The 18,529-nt window shown below is 66.7% G+C and carries 19 protein-coding genes and 2 tRNA genes; 5 read left to right on the forward strand and 16 right to left on the reverse strand.

The window, feature by feature from the left end; genetic code table 11:
* Positions 1-35: 35 nt before the first annotated feature.
* From ACT53K_RS01975 to ACT53K_RS01995, 5 genes are all read right to left on the reverse strand, one after another.
* The gene (locus ACT53K_RS01975) at positions 36-1,514 is read right to left on the reverse strand and encodes a hypothetical protein (RefSeq protein WP_476226850.1); all 1,479 of its coding nucleotides are present in this window, start codon (positions 1,512-1,514) and stop codon (positions 36-38) included.
* Between the two features lie 158 nt (positions 1,515-1,672).
* Entirely contained in the window at positions 1,673-3,070 is a 1,398-nt protein-coding gene (lpdA, locus tag ACT53K_RS01980; RefSeq protein WP_476226851.1) for a dihydrolipoyl dehydrogenase, read from the reverse strand.
* Positions 3,071-3,172: 102 nt separating this feature from the next.
* Positions 3,173-3,568, reverse strand: coding sequence for an acyl-CoA thioesterase (locus tag ACT53K_RS01985; RefSeq protein ID WP_476226852.1), 396 nt, complete (start codon positions 3,566-3,568; stop codon positions 3,173-3,175).
* On the reverse strand, positions 3,561-3,788 hold the full coding sequence (locus ACT53K_RS01990) for a hypothetical protein (RefSeq protein ID WP_476226853.1): 228 nt from the start codon (positions 3,786-3,788) through the stop codon (positions 3,561-3,563). The genes ACT53K_RS01985 and ACT53K_RS01990 overlap by 8 nt, the downstream gene beginning before the upstream one ends.
* A 13-nt stretch (positions 3,789-3,801) precedes the next feature.
* Positions 3,802-5,091, reverse strand: a complete 1,290-nt coding sequence (locus ACT53K_RS01995) for a pyruvate dehydrogenase complex dihydrolipoamide acetyltransferase (protein ID WP_476226854.1) — start codon at positions 5,089-5,091, stop codon at positions 3,802-3,804.
* Between the two features lie 134 nt (positions 5,092-5,225).
* Between ACT53K_RS01995 and ACT53K_RS02000 the strand changes: the two genes are divergently transcribed.
* On the forward strand, positions 5,226-5,681 hold the full coding sequence (locus ACT53K_RS02000) for a universal stress protein (RefSeq protein WP_476226855.1): 456 nt from the start codon (positions 5,226-5,228) through the stop codon (positions 5,679-5,681).
* 35 nt (positions 5,682-5,716) lie between these two features.
* Complete coding sequence (locus ACT53K_RS02005) at positions 5,717-7,009, forward strand: M20/M25/M40 family metallo-hydrolase (protein ID WP_476226856.1); 1,293 nt, start codon at positions 5,717-5,719, stop codon at positions 7,007-7,009.
* Positions 7,010-7,021: 12 nt separating this feature from the next.
* Here ACT53K_RS02005 and ACT53K_RS02010 read toward each other — a convergent pair whose 3' ends face one another.
* The 6 genes from ACT53K_RS02010 to ACT53K_RS02035 form a co-directional block, all read right to left on the reverse strand.
* A complete protein-coding gene (locus tag ACT53K_RS02010) occupies positions 7,022-7,912 on the reverse strand; it encodes an RcnB family protein (protein WP_476226857.1) in 891 nt (296 codons plus the stop codon).
* Between the two features lie 176 nt (positions 7,913-8,088).
* Complete coding sequence (locus ACT53K_RS02015) at positions 8,089-8,574, reverse strand: GAF domain-containing protein (RefSeq protein ID WP_476226858.1); 486 nt, start codon at positions 8,572-8,574, stop codon at positions 8,089-8,091.
* Between the two features lie 69 nt (positions 8,575-8,643).
* Positions 8,644-9,045, reverse strand: a complete 402-nt coding sequence (gene arfB / locus ACT53K_RS02020; RefSeq protein ID WP_476226859.1) for an alternative ribosome rescue aminoacyl-tRNA hydrolase ArfB — start codon at positions 9,043-9,045, stop codon at positions 8,644-8,646.
* Entirely contained in the window at positions 9,038-9,694 is a 657-nt protein-coding gene (locus ACT53K_RS02025) for an RluA family pseudouridine synthase (protein ID WP_476226860.1), read from the reverse strand. Before ACT53K_RS02025 ends, arfB begins: the two co-directional genes overlap by 8 nt.
* A gap of 229 nt (positions 9,695-9,923) precedes the next feature.
* Positions 9,924-10,526 carry an NAD(P)H:quinone oxidoreductase gene (gene wrbA / locus ACT53K_RS02030; RefSeq protein ID WP_476226861.1) on the reverse strand — a complete coding sequence of 201 codons (603 nt, stop codon included), beginning with the start codon at positions 10,524-10,526 and terminating at the stop codon, positions 9,924-9,926.
* A gap of 59 nt (positions 10,527-10,585) precedes the next feature.
* The gene (locus ACT53K_RS02035) at positions 10,586-11,284 is read right to left on the reverse strand and encodes a pirin family protein (RefSeq protein WP_476226862.1); all 699 of its coding nucleotides are present in this window, start codon (positions 11,282-11,284) and stop codon (positions 10,586-10,588) included.
* 113 nt (positions 11,285-11,397) lie between these two features.
* On the opposite strand from ACT53K_RS02035, the gene ACT53K_RS02040 reads away from it, so the two are divergent.
* Both ACT53K_RS02040 and ctrA read left to right on the forward strand, forming a co-directional pair.
* Entirely contained in the window at positions 11,398-12,321 is a 924-nt protein-coding gene (locus tag ACT53K_RS02040) for a LysR family transcriptional regulator (protein WP_476226863.1), read from the forward strand.
* A 161-nt stretch (positions 12,322-12,482) separates the two neighbouring features.
* Positions 12,483-13,190 (forward strand): response regulator transcription factor CtrA, encoded by a 708-nt coding sequence (gene ctrA, locus ACT53K_RS02045; RefSeq protein WP_476226864.1) that lies wholly within the window; start codon positions 12,483-12,485, stop codon positions 13,188-13,190.
* Positions 13,191-13,303: 113 nt separating this feature from the next.
* On the opposite strand, the gene ACT53K_RS02050 is transcribed toward ctrA, so the two are convergent.
* The 4 genes from ACT53K_RS02050 to ACT53K_RS02065 form a co-directional block, all read right to left on the reverse strand.
* Positions 13,304-13,380 (reverse strand) — tRNA-Pro (locus ACT53K_RS02050).
* Between the two features lie 49 nt (positions 13,381-13,429).
* Positions 13,430-13,505: transfer RNA gene (locus ACT53K_RS02055), tRNA-Ile, on the reverse strand.
* The gene (locus ACT53K_RS02060) at positions 13,496-14,566 is read right to left on the reverse strand and encodes a polysaccharide deacetylase family protein (protein ID WP_476226865.1); all 1,071 of its coding nucleotides are present in this window, start codon (positions 14,564-14,566) and stop codon (positions 13,496-13,498) included. Before ACT53K_RS02060 ends, ACT53K_RS02055 begins: the two co-directional genes overlap by 10 nt.
* Before the next feature lies 1 nt (position 14,567).
* Positions 14,568-16,352, reverse strand: coding sequence for a sensor histidine kinase (locus ACT53K_RS02065; RefSeq protein WP_476226866.1), 1,785 nt, complete (start codon positions 16,350-16,352; stop codon positions 14,568-14,570).
* 171 nt (positions 16,353-16,523) lie between these two features.
* Here ACT53K_RS02065 and ACT53K_RS02070 point away from each other — a divergent pair, with 171 nt between their 5' ends.
* Positions 16,524-16,991: an Lrp/AsnC family transcriptional regulator gene (locus ACT53K_RS02070; protein ID WP_476226867.1), complete on the forward strand. Its 468-nt coding sequence runs from the start codon at positions 16,524-16,526 to the stop codon at positions 16,989-16,991.
* Between the two features lie 53 nt (positions 16,992-17,044).
* On the opposite strand, the gene ACT53K_RS02075 is transcribed toward ACT53K_RS02070, so the two are convergent.
* Positions 17,045-18,325, reverse strand: a complete 1,281-nt coding sequence (locus ACT53K_RS02075; RefSeq protein WP_476226868.1) for a tetratricopeptide repeat protein — start codon at positions 18,323-18,325, stop codon at positions 17,045-17,047.
* Positions 18,326-18,529: the final 204 nt, after the last annotated feature.

The raw sequence follows: 18,529 nt of genomic DNA on the forward strand, positions 1-18,529 counted from the left end.
CGGGAATCGCCGATCTGCCGGCGGGCGGCAACCCTTCAGAGCCGCAGCGCGACTGGCGCGAGCGTCATGCGTGCCGCCACGGCGACGCCCAGCACCATCAGTACCAGCGCAACGCCCAGCCGGCGGCGCAGCGGCGGCACCGGCTCTCCCGCGACGAGTGCCATCGCCATGGCGGCAGCGAGCATTGCCCAGCCATGGTAGCGATAATCGGGGGCGATGCCGATCAGCAGGAACGCGCCTTCGCCGAAAATCGCCGACAGCGCCAGCGTGACGGCCAGGCTGGTGCGGCTGTCGCACACCGGCCAGGCCCAGGCGAGCGCCGTGAACGACAGCGCCAGCCACAGCATCGGCGCGCCGACCGCGCTTTGCGCCAGCGTCGTGCAAAGTGCGAGGAAGCCCGCCACGCGCGTTGCCGGAGAGCGGAGGCCGAGCGTGTTCGGCTCTGACCCTGCCGGCGGCGCAGCGGAGGGGAAACCGGCCGGCACCCACCAGCGCATTTCGGCATTCCAGTGCGCCAGGCGATGCCCGGCATAAGCGAGCGGATGGTGTGCAATCGCCCCCACCCATTCGCCCATCAGCGCGCTGCCGGGGGCGCGGTCGTGCAACTCGTCCATGATATAGCCGCACGCATCGGAGTCGCCGAGCGAGTCCCACAGGATCGGGTTCAGGCAGCCATCCGCCTCAGCCTGTCGCCACTCGGCGGCGGGCACGATCGGCACCGCGCCCGGCCCATCGCGGTGGACGATCCCGCCCAGATCGAACAGCGGCAGCGCGCGCTCCACCCCGCTGGGGCGGGCGACCAGAAGCCGCTGGTTGATCGTCGGCAGCAGTGCCAGGCACAAGGCGATACCCGCGAGCATCGCCGCGCCTTGTAGTCGCGGGCGATGCCAGCGCCCGCTGCCCACCAGCCCGAAGGCCAACGGCACCGTCGCAAAGGCGGCATTGAAGCGCACCAGCGTCGCATAGCCGAGCAGCATCAGCACAAGGGCAGCGGCGGGCCAGGGCAGGGGGCGGGCCTGCAGTCGCCAGAAGCCGGCGATTCCGACAGCGGCCACCAGCCCGGCGATCATCTGGCCGTCTTTCAGTACCGGCACCTGCCAGCCCAGAAAGGGCGGCCATAGCCCCAGCACAACCACGGCTGCGCCCGCGAGCACGGCTCCACGTCGCGCCAGTGCGGCGCCGAACAGGCCCAGCCCAGTCCAGTAAAGCAGCATCTGGAGCAGAAACAGCGGTGCCTGCCCGTGCCATCCGGCGGCGTGGAACAGCGACCATAGCCGCGCCATCGCGGGCGGGTGCCAGTCGTCATAGCGGCCGCTCACGACCTGCCGATACTGGACCACGCTGTCATAAGTGGCCACGCCCGGCCAGAAGAACAGGATGCTCCCGATGCATAGCAGCGCGGCCAGCGCCAGCAGCGACCAAGCCTTGCGCTCCGGCGATACCGGCACGCGGCGCAGCGGGCGCACCGCGGTTGCGCCGGGTTCGCCAGGGCGGTTTGCAAAAGTGATTGTCATGCTCTGGCTTTCGGTGTGGCGGTGCGGGGCGCAATGGTGCGCCGCATCATCGCCACTTTACGAAAGCCGGTAGCGGCGCGGAAGCGGTCCCGCGACGCCCCACCGGTCTTCTGGCGGCAATCGGCGCAGGCGACGGCGTCCCCCGCGCCGCGGCCGGATCAGATGTGCAGCGCGCGGCCGTATGCGCCGAGCACGGCCTCGTGCATCGTCTCGCTGATCGTCGGGTGCGGGAACACCGTTTGCATCAGCTCTGCCTCGGTCAGTTCGCCGGTCTTGCCGATCGTATAGCCCTGGATCATTTCGGTCACTTCCGCGCCGATCATGTGGGCGCCGAGCAGCTCCCCGGTCTTCGCGTCGAACACGGTCTTCACGAAGCCTTCGGGCTCGCCGAGCGCGATCGCCTTGCCGTTGCCGATGAACGGGAAGTTGCCGACCTTGACCTCATAACCCGCTTCCTTGGCCTTGGCTTCGGTCAGGCCGACGCTGGCAATCTGCGGGTGGCAATAGGTGCAGCCCGGAATGTTGCGCGGGTCCATCGCGTGCGGGTGGCCGCCATTGATGGCTTCCGCCGCGATCACGCCCTCATGGCTGGCCTTGTGCGCGAGCCAGGGCGGCGCGGTGACGTCGCCGATCGCCCACAGGCCGTCCACATTGGTGCGGCAGGCGCCGTCGGTGACGATATGGCCGCGCTCGGTCTTCACGCCCAGAGTCTCCAGCCCGATATTCTCGGTGTTCGGCACGATGCCGATCGCGACGATGACGTGGCTGAATTCCTCGACGGTGACCTTGCCGTCCTGGCCCTTGATCGACGCCTTCACGCCGGTCGCCGTCACGTCGAGCTTCTCGACGCCGGTCGAAGTGAGGATGTTCATCCCCTGCTGCTTGAACGCCTTTTCGAGGTGGGCGGAGATGTCCTTGTCTTCCACCGGGACGATTCGGTCGAGCATCTCGACGATCGTCACCTTGGCGCCCATGTCGTTGTAGAAGCTGGCGAACTCCACGCCGATCGCGCCCGAGCCGATGACCAGCAGCTTGGTCGGCATCTCGGTCGGCGTCATCGCATGGCGATAGGTCCAGATGCGCTTGCCATCGGCCTTGGCGAAGGGCAGGTCGCGGGCGCGCGCGCCGGTCGCGACGATGATGTTCTTCGCTTCCAGGTCGGTCTTCTTGCCGTCCGCGGCAGTGACGGTCAGCTTGCCCTTCGCGGTCAGCACGCCGGTGCCCATGTGCACCGCGATCTTGTTCTTCTTCATCAGGTGCGTGACGCCCTGATTCAGCTGCTTGGCGACGCCGCGCGAGCGCTTCACCACGGCCTCGAGGTCGGCGCTGATCTGGTTGGCGATCAGGCCGTAATCCTTGGCGTGCTGCATGTAATGATAGATTTCCGCCGAGCGCAGCAGCGCCTTGGTGGGAATGCAGCCCCAGTTGAGACAGATGCCGCCGAGCAGCTCGCGCTCGACGATGGCGGTCTTCAGGCCAAGCTGGGCCGCCCGGATCGCCGCGACATAGCCGCCGGGGCCCGAGCCGAGAACGATGACGTCGTAGGTTTCAGCCAAGGTGTGTTTCCTTCTGCTTCCTCCCCGTTGGCAAGGGAGGGCTGGGGAGAAAATAGTGCGGAGCCGGCGCATTGCATGGCACGCCGTTGCTCCGCGCGGGTATCACGCAATCGCCTCCACCGGCCGCGGGCGCTTGTGCTCGTCAATCGCTACGAACACGAACTGCGCCTGCGTCACCAGGCAGCTTTCCTCGACATGCCGGCCGCGCCGCCAGGCCTGGACCTCGATCGACATCGAGGTGCGGCCGACCTTGATCAGCTCGGCATAGACTGAGACCTCGTCGCCGACCGACACGGGGGAGTGAAACTTCATCCCCTCTACCGCGATCGTCACGGCACGCCCGCGCGAATAGCGCGAGGCGACAAGGCCTGCGGCCATGTCCATCTGGCTCATCAGCCAGCCGCCGAAAATGTCGCCATAGGGGTTGGTATCCGCCGGCATCGTCGTCACGCGGATCGCGGGCTGGCGATCAGGCGGGCCGCCATTCTGGTCAATCATTGCGGGCGACCTCCTCACTGTCGCGCAGCGTCTGGCGGTCGAGGGCATAGGCGCGCCGCAGCGGCCCGATGCCCATCGCCACCACCGCTACCATCGCGCCATAGGCCACCAGCCATATGTCGGCGGTGGCGCGGCGGTACGACCAGGCGGCGAGCGACGCGATCACCACTGCCGCGAGCAGGCCCGCGACGATGTGCAGCACTTCGATCAGGACGCGCACCGCCGGTCTCCGTTCAGGCGATCATGCCCATCGGGGCTTCGACCAGTTCCTTGAAGATCTTCATCATCTCGGCCCCGTCCGCACCATCGATGGCGCGGTGGTCGAAGCTGCCGGTGGCGCTCATCACCGTCGCCACTGCCAGCGCGTCGTCGACGATGTAGGGGCGCTTCTCGCCCGCGCCGATCGCCATGATCATGCCCTGCGGCGGGTTGATCACCGCTTCGAACTGCTTGATGCCGTACATGCCCATGTTCGACAGGCTGGCGGTGCCGCCCTGATATTCGTGCGGCTGCAACTTGCCGTCGCGGGCGCGGGCGGCGAGGTCCTTCATCTCGGTCGAGATGGCGGAGACGCTCTTGTTCGCCGCGTCCTTGATGATCGGGGTGATCAGGCCGGTCGGCGTCGACACCGCGACCGACACGTCGGCACGGCTGTACTTGATCAGCTTTTCGCCGGTGTAGGTGACGTTGCACTTCGGTGCGCGCGCCAGCGCGACGCCCAGCGCCTTGATCAGCAGGTCGTTGACCGACAGCTTCACGCCGCGCGCTTCCAGCGCTTTGTTGAGCTCGCCACGCAGCTTGAGCAGCGCGTCGAGGCGGATGTCTACGGTCAGGTAGATGTGCGGGACGGTCTGCTTCGACTCGGTCAGGCGACGCGCGATCGTTTTGCGGATGTTGGAGAGCTTCTCTTCCTCGTGCGGGATCGAGTCGTCGTACCAGACTGCCTTGGTCTCGGCAGCGGCAGCCGGTGCAGCGGCCGGCGTCGGCGCGGCAGCCGCACTGGGCTGTGCGGCGGGAGCGGCGCCCGGCTTGGCGCCCTCGACGTCCGCCTTGACGATGCGGCCGTCGGGGCCGGTGCCCGCAACCGCCGCCAGATCGATGCCCTTGGTCGCGGCGATGCGGCGGGCGAGCGGGCTCGCCTTCACGCGGTCGCCGGACGCGGCGGGGGCCGGTGCAGGCGCAGCGGCCGCAACGGTCGGCGCAGGCGCCGCTGCCGGAGTAGCAGCAGGCGCGGGAGCAGCAGCCGGGGCAGGTGCTGCGGTGGCGGTCGAGACATCTTCGCCCTCACCGGCGATGATCGCGATCACGGTGCCGACCTTTACATTGTCGGTGCCTTCGGCGACCAGGATCTTGCCGATCACGCCTTCGTCGACCGCTTCGAATTCCATCGTCGCCTTGTCGGTCTCGATCTCGGCGAGGAGGTCGCCGGACTTTACCGTATCGCCTTCCTTGACGAGCCACTTGGCAAGCGTGCCCTCCTCCATGGTGGGAGAAAGTGCCGGCATCTTGATTTCGATTCCCATGAAGGTTCCCGTCGTTGGTCCTGGGGTGCTTGGCGTTCTCCTTTGCCGCCGCGCTCCCTAGGGTCAAGCCCCGCTCTTGCGCTTCGTGCAATCGGGGTCCACCTAACAACGCGCGAGCGACAGGAAAGCAGCCCATGCGCACCTATCTGGTGGTGATCGATGATTCGCCCGAGGCCGAGATTGCGCTGCGTTTCGCCGCGCGGCGCGCGGTAAAGACCGGCGGCAATGTCGAGATTCTCGCGCTCCTGCCACCGCAGGAGTTCGTCCAATGGGGCGGCGTGATGGCGACGATCGAGGAAGAAGCCCGCGAACGTGCCGAGGCACTGGTCGCCCGCGCGGCCGGTACGCTGTTCACCGAATCGGGGCTGACCCCCTCGATCACCGTACGTGAAGGCGACGGGCCGAAGGTGGTGCGCGAGATGCTGGCGGCAAATCATGACATCGCCGCGCTGGTGCTGGGCGCTGCCCCCAGCGGCGCGCCGGGCAAGCTGGTGTCGCATTTCACCGGCGCCGATGCCGGCAAGCTGAGCGTGCCGGTGATGATCATTCCGGGCTCGCTCGACATGGACGCGATCGACCGGCTTAGCTGATTGACCGCCGCCGCCGGCCGCGCGAGCATGGCGCCATGCGCATCCTTGCCCTTGCCTCGCTCCTCCTGCTCGCCACACCGGCCGCCGCGCAGGAACGGCCAGACCCTGCCCGGCTGAAGGCCAGCGTCGAGAAGCTGGTAAGTTTCGGCACCCGCCATACCCTGTCCGATCCCGACAATCCGGTGCGCGGCATCGGCGCCGCGCGGCGCTGGTTCGGCGCGGAGATGGCGAGAATCGGCGCGGACTGCGGCGGCTGCATCGCCGTTTCGGAGGTTGCCCGCGATTTCCAGGGGCCGCGCGCGCCGGGTGGCGTCCGCATTGTCGATGTGCTCGGTATTCAGCGCGGCAGCGACCCGGACCGCGTCGTCATCGTCATGGGGCATATCGACAGCCGCGTCACCGATGTGATGAACGCCACCGCCGACGCGCCGGGCGCAAACGACGACGCCTCGGGCGTGGCGCTCGTGCTGGAGGCCGCACGGATCCTCTCCAAGCACAAGTTCCGCGCGACCATCGTCTATGCGGCGCTGTCGGGCGAGGAACAGGGGCTCTATGGCGGCCAGCTGCTCGCCGAAACCGCGAAGGCGCGTGGCTGGACCGTCTCCGCCGTGCTCAACAACGATATTGTCGGTAACACGATCGGCCAGGACGGGCGGCGCGTGGCGGATCGGGTGCGCGTGTTCTCCGAAGGCATTCGCGATTCGGAGACGCTGCCCGAGCAGAAGGCGCGCCGTGCCGATGGCGGCGAGGATGACGGCCCAAGCCGTGCGCTCGCCAAGGCGATCCGCAGTGTCGCGGCGAACCTGCCGGGCGGGCTGAACGTGCTGATGATCCGGCGCCCCGACCGGTTCGGGCGTGGCGGCGACCACAGCCCGTTTCTGGCGCTGGGCTATCCGGCGGTGCGCTTCTCGGTCGGGGTCGAGAATTATGATGCCCAGCATCAGGACCTGCGCACCGAAGGCGGCAAGACCTATGGCGATACGGTCGACCGAATGGACTTCCCCTATCTCGCCAAGGTCACGGCGCTGAACGTTGCGACGCTGCGCCGGCTGGCGAGCGCACCGGCTGCACCGCCCAAGGTGACGATCGGCGGCGCGCTTGCGACCGATACGCCGGTCCAATGGAGTGCGGTGCCGGCTGCCGCGAAATATCGCGTCTATTGGCGCGCTGCCGATGCGAGCGCCTGGACCGCGCATGTCGACGTGCCGGGCAGCGAAACGCGCACCCTGCTCAAGGGCGTGATCGTCGACGATACGTTTGTCGGTGTTGCTGCCGTTGCCCCGGATGGCGCCGAGAGCCTCGTCACCTTTGGCGGGCGCGAACGCTGAGCCGGTTGCGGCTCAGCGGCAGCCGCAGGCGCAGCACTGTGCCCGGACGCGCGGGCGCGGCGCTGCATGGCGGACCACGCGCCGGGCGCGGGCAGCACTGCGAACATAGGAGGTGGTAACGGTTTCCTCGACCGTGGTGGTGACGATCGGCGGACCGATGATCACCGTGGTGGTGGTGCCGCCGCCGGCATAATAGGTCGTCGTCCGCGCATCGCCGGCATAGCCCGCGCCGTAGCCGCCGCCATAGCCGTAGTTCGAATAGCCATAGCTGCCGCAGGCCTGCACGCAGCCGGGTGTCGTATAGACCTGCACCGGCGGCGCGCGGTCATAGCCGGGCGCCGGCGCAATCCGCACGTCGCTGCCAACGCGATAGTCGCCGCGGTCATAATAGACGTTGGGATCGACCGGCTGGATGACGCCGCGCGGCGGCGGGGGCGGATAGGGTGCGCCGGCACGGGCGGTGGCATAGCGGACGTCGCCGTTCGAGGAAGCGATCGCGGTGGCGCTCCAGGCGATGCCGCCCATCGAGTCCCACACGCGCCCGCCTTCGTCGATCAGGACGGCGTCGTCATAATAGCGCACCCAGTGATAGCCGAGCGGCGGTTCGGCCAGGCCGAAGCTGAGATAATCGGGAATGCGGAAGCGTGGATCGCGCCAGTAGCGCGGCAGCTTCATCCCCCGATCGGGCCGGCGATAGGCGTCCCAGCCGCCGGGCGCGCGCGTTGCCGCTTCCCAGCGACCGTCGACTACGGGGCCCCAGCGGCCGGCATCCATTGCCACGCCCGACGGGGCGGGATGCGGGAGGACCACCCACCGGCCATTCTGCCAGATCTGCTGTGCCGCTGCGGGGCTCGCCAGGCCGACCCCGGCTGCCACGGCTACCACCAACATCATGCCCCGCATTGCCCACTCCCTGTAATTCCGGACGCGCTATCGCTTAACGCCAGAGTAACCTTTCGGTACGCGCAGGCAAAAGGGAGAGGATGCTTAACAGAATCCCATTACGGGGCAGGCTGTATTTGCAGGTCATCCTCAGCTTTCCTTCGCAGAGCGACGGGAGGCTGAGATTGGTCTTGCCGTTACCCGGCGATACGCGGCGCCAGGATGCGCATCAGTGCCTCGCACCCCGCCGCGTCTCCCGCATCGAACCGCGCCGGCATCGGGCTGTCGAGATCGAGTACGCCCAACAACTCGCCTTGGTGAACAATCGGCACCACCAGTTCCGATCGGCTGGCCGCGTCGCAGGCGATATGGCCCGGAAAGGCGTGGACATCCTCGACCAGCTGCGTCTCGCGCGTAATGGCCGCCTTGCCGCACACGCCTTTGCCGAAAGGAATGCGGATGCACGCCGCCTTGCCCTGGAATGGCCCCAGCACCAATTCGTCGCCGATATTGCGGTAAAAGCCCGACCAGTTGAGATCGGGCAGATACTGGCCGATCAGCGCCGAGACATTGGCCATGTTGGCAATGGGATCGGGCTCGCCCGCGGTCAGCGAATCTAGCGCGGCGGCAAGGTCGTGATACAGGTCGGCCTTGCTGCCGGTGGTGATGTCGAAGGTAAACATGACGGGCGATGTAGGGGATCGTAGCCCGCTAGGCGAGGGGGCAGGTCTGATCTCCTGTTTCCTTCCCCCTTAATCCACCGATACCTTGCCGCGCCCTGCCTTCACCGCCGAACGCCCCTTCTTGGCATCGACGCGGCGCGCCTTGGCGGCCTTGCTGGGCTTGGTCTTGATGCGCTTCGCCTGCCGCTCATGCGCCTTGTCGATCAGGTCGGAAAGGCGCTGGCGGGCGTCCGCCCGGTTTGCTTCCTGGGTGCGGAACTGGCGAGCGGTGATCACCAGCTCGCCGCCCGAGGTCATCCGGCTCCCGGCCAGCTCCTTCAGCCGGCCATAGGCATAGGGCGTCAGCCCCAGCTTGAACACATCGACGCGCAATTGCACTGCGGTCGCCACCTTGTTGACATTCTGACCGCCGGGACCGGTAGCGGCGAGGAATTTTTCCTCGACGATCGCCGCCTCGGGAATCTCAGCCACGGGGCTGGCCGAAACCGAGATGGTGGAAGCGCGGCGGCAGCGGGGCCTCGGCCCGGACATCGGGCTTGCCGGCGCGCGGCAGGTTGAGCGACTGGGCGTGGAGCATCAGCGCGGGACCGCCGCGACCATAGACCGGATCGCCTACGATCGGGATGCCGAGCCCTTCCGCCGCATGTACGCGGATCTGGTGCGTGCGCCCGGTCTCCGGATAAAAGGCCAGCATTGCCCGGTCGCCCAGCACTTCGATGCGTTTCCAGCGGGTGCGGGCGGCCTTGCCTTTCGGGTCGCCTGTCATCCGCCAGCCTTCTTCCGCCGAGGATATCTTGGCGAGCGGCAGGTCGATCTCACCGGAGTCCTGCGCTGGTACCCCATCGACAATCGCGAAATAGCGCTTGGTCACCTGGCCTGCCTCGAAGGCCTGGCCGAAGCGCTTCATCGCCTTGGGATTGCGGGCGAGCAACAGGCAGCCGCTGGTGTCGCGATCGAGCCGGTGGACGGGCGTGGGCAGGCGCTGGAAGCCAAAGGTGAGCTGGTCGAGCAGATCGTCCAAACTCTCGGACCCGTCGCGCGGGCGATCGACCGGCAAACCCGCAGGCTTGTCTAGAATGATCGCTTCGCCGTCGATGAAGAGTACCCGATCCTGCAGCATGGCGGGGGATATAGCGCGTGCCGCACGGCTTGCACGCAAAAAGCCTTGGCATCCCCGGCGGTCGATTTCGCAAACCTACCCCCCTCCCTGCAAGGGAGGGGCCGGGGGTGGGTGCGCGCGTCTGCGCGCCCCAAAAATCTATCCTCAAGCGGAAAGGGAGTCCTGCCGCCTGACGGCGGCGGACCCACCCCCAGCCCCTCCCTTTTCAGGGAGGGGAGCGTTTTTCGTCTCAGCCCTTCAGCTTTGCGGCCGTATCGGCAACGCGGCGGCCGAGATAGCGGGCACCTTCCAGCTCGACGTCGCTCGGTTGGCGGCTGCCGTCGCCATCGGCGATGGTGGTCGCGCCGTAAGGCGCGCCGCCCTTCACTTCATCGACACCGCCCTGGCCCTGAAAGCCATAGTCGAGGCCGACGATCGTCATGCCGAAGTGCAGCAGGTTGGTCAGGATCGAGAACAGGGTGGTCTCCTGCCCGCCATGCTGCGAGGCAGTCGAGGTGAAGGCCGCGCCGACCTTGCCATTCAGCTTGCCCTGGAACCACACGCCGCCGGCCTTGTCCCAGAAGGCGGCCATCTGGCTGGCGATGCGGCCGAAGCGCGTGGGCGAACCGACGATGATGCCGTCATAGCTTGCCAGTTCGTTCACATCGTCGAGCACGGCATGGCTCTCGTCGACGCGGAAGCCGGCGGCCTGGGCGACTTCGAACGGCGCAGTCTCGGCGACGCGGCGGACATCGACAGTGGCGCCGCTGCTGCGAGCGCCTTCGGCTACGGCATCGGCCATCTTCGCCAGGTGGCCATAGGAGGAATAATAAAGCACGAGGATCTTGGTCATGGTCGCAGTCCTTTGCTGAAAGGAAGGGGCGGACCGGCCGGTCCGCCCGGGGGGAGGAATTATTCGGAGTCGACGAGGACGATTTCGGCGTCTTCGGTTGCCGTGATCGTCACGGTCTGGCCGCCGCTGAGCGCGGCCCCGTCGCGGGCGTTAACCGCTTCGCCATCCACGGTGATCGCGCCGATTGCAGGCACCAGATAGGCGTGGCGCCCCTCACCTACAGTATGGGTTACGCTCTCACCTGCCTTCAGCGTCGCGCCCAGCACCCGGGCATCGGCACGGATCGGCAGCGCGTCCTTGTCCTCGGCAAATCCGGAGGCGAGCGTGACAAACCGGCCCGATCGGTCGCCCTTAGGGAAGGGCTTGGCGCCCCAGCTCGGCTGGCCGCCGCGTTCGCGGGGCATGATCCAGATCTGGAAGATGCGGGTCGTCTCCGGTTCCAGATTATATTCGGCATGGCGCACGCCGGTGCCCGCGCTCATCACCTGTACGTCGCCTGCCTCGGTGCGGCCCTTGTTGCCCATCGAATCCTGATGGGTAATCGCGCCGGAGCGGACATAGGTGATGATTTCCATGTCCTGGTGCGGGTGCGGCGGGAAGCCCGAGTTGGAGGCGATTTCGTCGTCGTTCCAGACGCGCAGGGCACCCCAGCCCATCCGGGCCGGATCATAATAGTTGGCGAAGCTGAAATGGTGTTTGGCCTTCAGCCAGCCATGGTCCGCGCCGCCCAGGCTTTCGAAACTGCGTTTGTCGATCATCGCTGATCTCCTTTTCCGTTGCCGCCAAGATAGGCAGGCGGATCGGTGCGTAAACGGAAACCTTGGAAACTGATCGTTTCGTGTTATGAGTGGCCATCGCCGGAGCCATCGCCATGAAACTACCCGATTTCGAAGCCTGGGCTGTGTTTGCCAGCGTCGTCGAGAACCGGTCGTTCAGCGGCGCGGCGGTGGCGCTCAATCTGTCCAAGGCCACGGTGTCCAAGGCGATCACCCGGCTGGAGGAGCGACTGGGCACGACCCTGTTCCACCGCACCTCGCGCCGGCTGACGCTCACCGACAGCGGTCGTACCCTGGCCGATCATGCCCAGCGCATCCTGGCCGAGGGACAGGCTGCAGAGGAGGCGGCGTTCGAATCGGCCCGGGCGCCCTCCGGTGTGGTGCGGCTATCGGCGCCGCTTACCTTCGGCATACGGCATCTGGCGCCGGTGCTGGCCGATTTCATGGCAGCCCATCCGGCGATCCGGGTGGAGTTGACGCTCTCTGATGCTTTTATCGACATTGTCGGCGAAGGGGTGGATGTTGCGCTGCGCATCGCCGAACTGCCCGACAGCTCGTTGCGAGCCAGGCGGCTGGGGCCGGTGGGCGTGCATGTCGTGGGCGCGCCCTCCTATTTCGATCGCGCCGGCAGGCCGGGCCATCCTGCCGATCTCGCCCGCCATGCCTGCTTCGTCTATACCAACACTGCCACCCCCGCGCTGTGGCGGTTTCGCCGCGCAGGCGGTGAGGAAGCTGCGGTGCGGGTCGACGGGCCGCTGCGCACCGACAATGGCGAAACGATGCTGCCGGCGCTCCGCGCCGGGCTGGGCGTCGCCCGGCTGCCGGGTTTTCTGGTGGACGAGGAGATCGCCGCCGGCAGGCTCGAGCGCGTGCTGGAGGACTGGCAGGCCGGGGCTGCGGCGCTGCATCTGCTGACGCCGCCGGGCACGCTGCGCCCGGTTCGGGTGGAGGCGCTGATCGATTTCCTGACCGAGCGGTTGCGCACGCTTTGCCAGCGCGAAGCCAGCGTGACATTGTGACGATGCCGAAACGTTACCGGCCTCCGTATTTTCCGCGACTCGTGGATTGCTGCGCCTTAGCGAGAAATTAACCTTTTGCCTTCAGACAGCCTTAGGTTAATGAATCGTCCAGCGCGTCGGGCAAAGGGGCCTTTTCGCGTGGTGTGGACAGGGGACCGGCGATGCGCGTGCTGCTGATTGAAGACGAGCCTAGCACTGCCAAGGCTATTGAACTCATGCTCTCGACCGAGGGGTTCAACGTCTACACGACCGATCTGGGCGAAGAGGGCTTGGACCTCGCCAAGCTCTATGATTACGACATCATCCTGCTCGATCTCAACCTGCCGGACATGCACGGCTATGACGTGCTGAAAAAGGTCCGCGTTGCCCGGGTGCAGACCCCGGTGCTGATCCTGTCGGGGATCAACGAAATGGATTCGAAGGTGCGCTCGTTCGGCTTTGGTGCCGACGATTACGTCACCAAGCCGTTCCACCGCGAAGAGCTGATCGCGCGCATCCACGCCGTGGTGCGTCGCTCGAAGGGCCATTCGCAGTCGGTGATCCGCACCGGCAAGCTGGCGGTGAACCTGGACGCCAAGACCGTCGAAGTCGACGGCGCCCGCGTGCATCTGACCGGCAAGGAATATGCGATGCTGGAGCTGCTGTCGCTCCGCAAGGGCACCACGCTGACCAAGGAAATGTTCCTCAACCATCTCTATGGCGGGATGGACGAGCCGGAACTGAAGATCATCGACGTGTTCATCTGCAAGCTGCGCAAAAAGCTGAGCATGGCATGCGATGGCGAGAATTATATCGAGACCGTATGGGGCCGCGGCTATGTGCTGCGCGAGCCCGATGAGGCGGGACAGGAAGATACGCAGGTCGCCTGACAGGGCGACGATAGCGGGGGCAGGCAAGGGCCGCGGTTCGTGGGGGACCGTGGCCCTTCGCTTTTATGGGCACCGCAACCGGAAGGTCGCGTTCCTCGCCAGATTGTCGAAAGTGGTCGGGGAGACAGGATTCGAACCTGCGACCCTCTGGTCCCAAACCAGATGCGCTACCAGACTGCGCTACTCCCCGACGTATTGGCCCGCCTAGGCGTTCGCGGCGCCCGGTACAAGCCTGTAGCTGGTGGGCCCGGCAGGACTCGAACCCGCAACCTAGCCGTTATGAGCGGCCAGCTCTAACCATTGAGCTACAGGCCCCCAGCCTTGCTGCCCCTAGCGGAGCTTTGGGCCTGGCTGCAAGCCGCGTCGATATCGGCAAGCGATGCGGGTGCCACGTTCAGCCGGCGCAACAGCACAAATACCGCATCCCACCAGCGATGAAATGCCGCCAGATCGGCCGCATCGCGGACATAAGGGGTGTGCCCCGGCTCGACCGACGGCGAATGGAAACTGAAGTTGAGCAGCCGAACACCGTCGCCCACAGCGATGCGGATCGCCTCCAGCGCTTCGCCTAGCGGCATGTCTTCGGGGGTGAGCGCCACCCGCGACAACAGCCCCAGCCGCGACGCCACGCCGCGACCGCGCGGTACGCTGCCTAGCCAGCGATGGAGCGGCGCGCCGCCCCGGCGGGCGAGGCCGGTGAAGACCGTCGTCAACGGCAGCGCGATCAGGCACCGGTCGCCATCCTGGTCGATCCGAAAGGCATGGTTGTCGATCTTGCCGAAATCGGGGCCACCTTCGCTCGCATAGCTATAGCCGCTGCGCATCGAGCTATCGATGCGATAGCCGAGTTCCGATAGCAGCGCATGGCTGTTGGGGCCGATGCCGTAGCGCCCGGCGCGATAGACAAAGGGGCGGGTGCCGAATGCCGCTTCGATCCGGTCGGTGAGCGCCGCCAGTTTCGCGCGTTCCAGCGCAGCGGGCAGGTTGCCGGCAAAGCTGTTCGGCCCATCCAGCACTTCGTCGAACGGCGGGTTGACCCAGGGATGCAGCTGCGTGCCCACCGCCGACTGCCCATCTTCCAGCAGCCGCTGCAACGTCTCCACGGCGCGCGGCGAATCGACGATCGGATAATCGACCAGGAAGGTCAGCGGCACGCCGTGGTCGGCGAAGCGGGCATGCGCCGCCGGCATTGCCGCAATCGCGCTGGTGCCATGCCCGTCGCGCCGAAAGGGTGCCCCCCATTCGAATTCTTCTTCGGTATCGACGAACAGCGTAAAGCGCGTGCCGAAGCTGTCGGGCCAGGCAAGACGAGCCGAGGCGGGGGGCGCAGGGACGCGATAGCCGCAGCCCCGGCCGTGCAGATGCTGCTGCACCATGTCAGTTCAGATGTGCCTGTCCCACCTGTCCGCTTACGGCGGCCGGCAACCGCAAAGTCAAGCTTTCGGGCGCAATGACCAGGCTGCCGCCCAGCTCCCGCGCAAGGTTGCGGCCCAGCCGCAGGGCAAAGCCCGTGCCGAGCAGCGTTGTGTCCTCATCCTCATCGTCGATGCCGAGCACCGAATCGCCGGGATAATCCGCGAGTGCGCGCGGGCGATCGATCGTGATCGCAACCATCCGCTCGCCCTCCAGCGCCAGCTGGACGCGGATATGCTCGCCCGCAGCGGTCGCCGATACTAAGGTGGCCAGCAGCCGGGCCAGCAGCCTCTCGACGGCGCGGTGATCGCCATGGACTGCCAGATCCTCGACCGGCAGGTCGATCATCGACCCGCGCAGTTCGCACAGCTGGGCGAGGTCATTGGCAATGCCTGTCACCAGCGGCCGCAGCGCGACCCGACCCGGCATCAGCGACAGCGCCGCGGTTTCGATGCGCGCGGCCAGATCGAGATCGTCGATCGCCCCCATCAGCTCGCGTGCCTGGGCGCGGACGATCGCTGCGCGCTCGCGATACGCCTCTGCAACCGGACCGAGCATCTGCGTCTCGATCATTTCCGCGAAGCCGGCAATGGCATTGGTCGGCGTGCGCAGCTCGTGAACGAGCTGGCGGAGCGAATCCGCCTCGGCGCGACGTTCGGGGCGGATGGGCTCGGCGCGTTCGTCCACGCGCGGCCGGCGGCCCGTGCCGCGATAGCCGCTGAAGCGGCCATTCACCGGATCGAACACGGGAATCGCGGAAATCAGCCAGTCACCGGCCGCATCGGACTCGCCTTCGATCGTCATCCGCGCGTTGGTGAAACCTGCGCGCCGCCGGAAGGCGCCGCTCGCCACACCGTCGACGCGGCTGCCATCGGGCATGCCCTGCAGATCAAGCGACAGGCCGATCATCGGCGCGCGGCTGACGCCTTCTACCCAGCGGACGACGCCGGCGGAATCGGTTTCGAAGCGCAGTTCGCGCGCGCGGGGCGCCGCCTTTGGCGGGCGTGCGCCATTTTCCTCGCGCTGGCGCCAGAAGGCGTCGATACGGGCGACGACTTCGGCAATTTCGAACGGACCATCGCCATCGGCAAGGCCGTCGCTGGCCACCGTTGTCTCCGCTGGCGCAGGCGGTACGTGCGCCGTGGGCGGTATGTCCGACAGGAATGGCGCGATCTCGGGCGCAATCGGACGCAGCGGCGGGCGCGGCGCTTCCATTTCCGGTCGTGCTACCGGCTCCGGTTGCGGCGTCGCTTCGGCCGCAGGTGCCTCGGCTTCCTGTGCTTCGGCAAGCTGCTCTTCGGCCGGGCGCTGGTCGGCCAGCACGAAATCCACCGGTCCGAAGCTCTCCAGCGCCCGACGCACGGCGGGGCTCAGGTCGCGGCGGTTGCGCAGCACATTGCGCGCCGCCGGCGGCAATTCCGGCAGCAGCTCGATCCATTCGGGCGAGGTCATGCGGGCGCTGCGCAGCACCGGCATGGCAACGGCCAGCGTATCGGTGGCGAGCAGCCGGACGAGCGGGGCAGGGGGATTGGCGAATTCCAGTGCGCGGGCACTTGCCCGGCGCACCGGCTCGGGCACCGAATCGCGGATTGCCCGCAGTGCTGAAAGTGCGCGCGGATCGGCATCGACCCGCCGGCGGCCGACCAGGTCGACAAGCTGCCGCCATGCCGATTGCACGCCCACCGGCGTGCTCAGATCGGCTGCAAGCACCGTCTCCAGGGTATCATCGAACCGCAACGTCTGACCCATCGTCAGCGCACCCCCCGCGGGTGCGACAGGGGATTGCTTAACTTCTTGGGCAGCCATGCGGAACAGCTCATTTCGGCACGTCGCAATGTGGGACAATTGCGTTGCAGTGTAATTTTATTATGCTAGCGGCGATCGGAAAGACAGAATTTCACCACAGGAGCGTTTCTACCCATGCGATTCGACGAGATTGACGTCCGTATCCTCGCCCTGCTGCAGGACAATGGCCGGATGACCAATGTCGAGCTTGCCGAACGTGTCGGGCTGACAGCCCCGCCGTGCCTGCGCCGCGTTCGCGCGCTGGAGCAGGAAGGCGCGATCACCGGCTATCATGCCGCGCTCGATCCCTCGGCCTTGGGCTACAACCTCACCGTGTTCGCACTGGTGAGCCTGAAGAGCCAGGCCGAAAGCGACCTGCGCGCGTTCGAGCAACTGGTATCTGATATTCCCGAAGTGCGCGAATGCCACATGCTGAACGGGGAGATCGACTTCATCCTGAAGATTGTCGCGCCCGACCTGCAAAGCTTCCAGACGATCCTGACGACGCGGCTGACCACCGCCCCGAATGTCGAACATGTAAAGACATCGCTGACGATCCGCACGTCCAAGGCGCTGCCGGGTGTGCCGGTTCCCGAGCTCTGACGAAAAAGGGCGGCCCCAGGGCCGCCCTTTTCCTTTAGCCGAAGGGCCGTGCCTCAGGCTGCGGTGAGCGGCGGCAGGTCCAGCGCGACGGTCCACAGCAGGGCAATGTCCCGCGCCGGCGCGCCCTTCACCTGCGCGAAGGCGGTGCGGGCGTCGTCCTTGCGGCCCAGATTGTAGAGCGCGACGCCGCGATGCAGGTTGATCGTGTCGGCGTCGACGCCGCCCTTCTGCAGCGCGGCGGCATAGAGCGCCTCTGCCTTGGCGAATTCGCCGCCGGCGAACAGCGCATCGGCGCTGGCTGCGGCCGCCTTGCCGGTCGCTGCCGCTTCGCCCTGCTTGGCGATCACGGCGAGCGAAGCGTCGGCCTTCGCATTGGCTTCGGCCGCGGTGTAGAGATGGTTGAAATCGGCATCACCGGCCGGGATCTTGCCTGCCGCGCGGCCTTCACCGATCACCGCCACGGTTTCGCGCGGCATGCCCAGCTGGTTCACCGAGCTGGCATATTCATAATAGTCGTTGGCGTCCGCCAGCACCTTGGTGGCGCGCATCAGGCGGTACAGGTCGACGCGCTGCGCATTGGTCAGCTTCGCGCCGCCGGTATCGCCGCTGCCGCGGATCACCAGAATTGCCCAATGCCAGTTCTTGGTGGTCGGGTAATCCTGCAGCATCTTGCCGACCCACTGGGAGATCGCCGCGCGGTCGCCCAGCGCATAGACCTTCGGGATCGCGAACTGGTACCAGGCGACCGGCGGCTTCTGGCCGCTGGCCTTCACGGCCTGGATCGCGCGATCGACTTCTGCGACGGATTCGGCCTGCTTGCCGGTTGCCGAATAGGCATTGGCCAGCGACAGCGCCAGGTCGAAATCGGTGTTGCCGGCAGCGCGCGACTTCAGCAGCAGGTCGATGCCTTCGGCATATTTCTTGTCCTTCAGCGCGGCATCGCCGGCCAGGGCATAATATTGGCGCTGATAGACCGGCAGATCGGCCGGCGGCGTGCGCTGGCTGGCGATCAGCACTTCCAGATCCTTCATCAGCCCTGCGGCATTGTTGCGCTGCGCGTCTACGCGCGAGCGCAGATAGGCGGCATAATATTTCTCGTCGTCAGTCTTGGCGACGGCGTCCATCGCGGTGAGCTGCGCGTCCGCGGTTGCCCAGTCCTTCGCCTCGATCGCAGTGCGGGCCGCTTCGGCCGGCTTGCGGAACTCGTTGCTTACCTTCAGGCCGCCATTGTCCTTGCCGCTTTCCTTCTTTTGGGCAGCGGCGGGGGTGGCGACCAGCGCCGTGCCGCCGAGCGTCAGGGCCATCGCCATTGCAACCTTGGAAACAACCTTCATATGAACTCTCCTCGTCGGCCAGCCGGCATCCGCGCTCCTCTATCGGCGCTCCGTGGGGCATTCAAGCGGGCATGGCGGATGTCGCAACGCCGCTGAACATCGATTGAACGAAACCGGCGCCCCGCCGAACGCACGAAAGCACCGCTGGCTCCTGAAGACCCCCACGCGCGCGTGTGCGCGTACGCGCGGGCGCGGGGTTGGCAG

The organism is Sphingomonas sp. DMC8 (assembly GCF_056314185.1).

Coding starts and splice junctions, on each gene's coding strand:
- ACT53K_RS02010 (WP_476226857.1), bottom strand. CDS start 7,912: ATGCGGGGCATGATGTTGGTGGTAGCCGTGGCAGCCGGGGTCGGCCTG.
- wrbA (WP_476226861.1), bottom strand. CDS start 10,526: ATGACCAAGATCCTCGTGCTTTATTATTCCTCCTATGGCCACCTGGCG.
- ACT53K_RS02035 (WP_476226862.1), bottom strand. CDS start 11,284: ATGATCGACAAACGCAGTTTCGAAAGCCTGGGCGGCGCGGACCATGGC.
- ACT53K_RS01995 (WP_476226854.1), bottom strand. CDS start 5,091: ATGGGAATCGAAATCAAGATGCCGGCACTTTCTCCCACCATGGAGGAG.
- ACT53K_RS02005 (WP_476226856.1), top strand. CDS start 5,717: ATGCGCATCCTTGCCCTTGCCTCGCTCCTCCTGCTCGCCACACCGGCC.
- ACT53K_RS02025 (WP_476226860.1), bottom strand. CDS start 9,694: ATGCTGCAGGATCGGGTACTCTTCATCGACGGCGAAGCGATCATTCTA.
- ACT53K_RS02075 (WP_476226868.1), bottom strand. CDS start 18,325: ATGAAGGTTGTTTCCAAGGTTGCAATGGCGATGGCCCTGACGCTCGGC.
- ACT53K_RS02000 (WP_476226855.1), top strand. CDS start 5,226: ATGCGCACCTATCTGGTGGTGATCGATGATTCGCCCGAGGCCGAGATT.
- ACT53K_RS02040 (WP_476226863.1), top strand. CDS start 11,398: ATGAAACTACCCGATTTCGAAGCCTGGGCTGTGTTTGCCAGCGTCGTC.
- ACT53K_RS02065 (WP_476226866.1), bottom strand. CDS start 16,352: ATGGGTCAGACGTTGCGGTTCGATGATACCCTGGAGACGGTGCTTGCA.
- ACT53K_RS02060 (WP_476226865.1), bottom strand. CDS start 14,566: ATGGTGCAGCAGCATCTGCACGGCCGGGGCTGCGGCTATCGCGTCCCT.
- ACT53K_RS01975 (WP_476226850.1), bottom strand. CDS start 1,514: ATGACAATCACTTTTGCAAACCGCCCTGGCGAACCCGGCGCAACCGCG.
- ACT53K_RS01985 (WP_476226852.1), bottom strand. CDS start 3,568: ATGATTGACCAGAATGGCGGCCCGCCTGATCGCCAGCCCGCGATCCGC.
- ctrA (WP_476226864.1), top strand. CDS start 12,483: ATGCGCGTGCTGCTGATTGAAGACGAGCCTAGCACTGCCAAGGCTATT.
- ACT53K_RS02015 (WP_476226858.1), bottom strand. CDS start 8,574: ATGTTTACCTTCGACATCACCACCGGCAGCAAGGCCGACCTGTATCAC.
- ACT53K_RS02070 (WP_476226867.1), top strand. CDS start 16,524: ATGCGATTCGACGAGATTGACGTCCGTATCCTCGCCCTGCTGCAGGAC.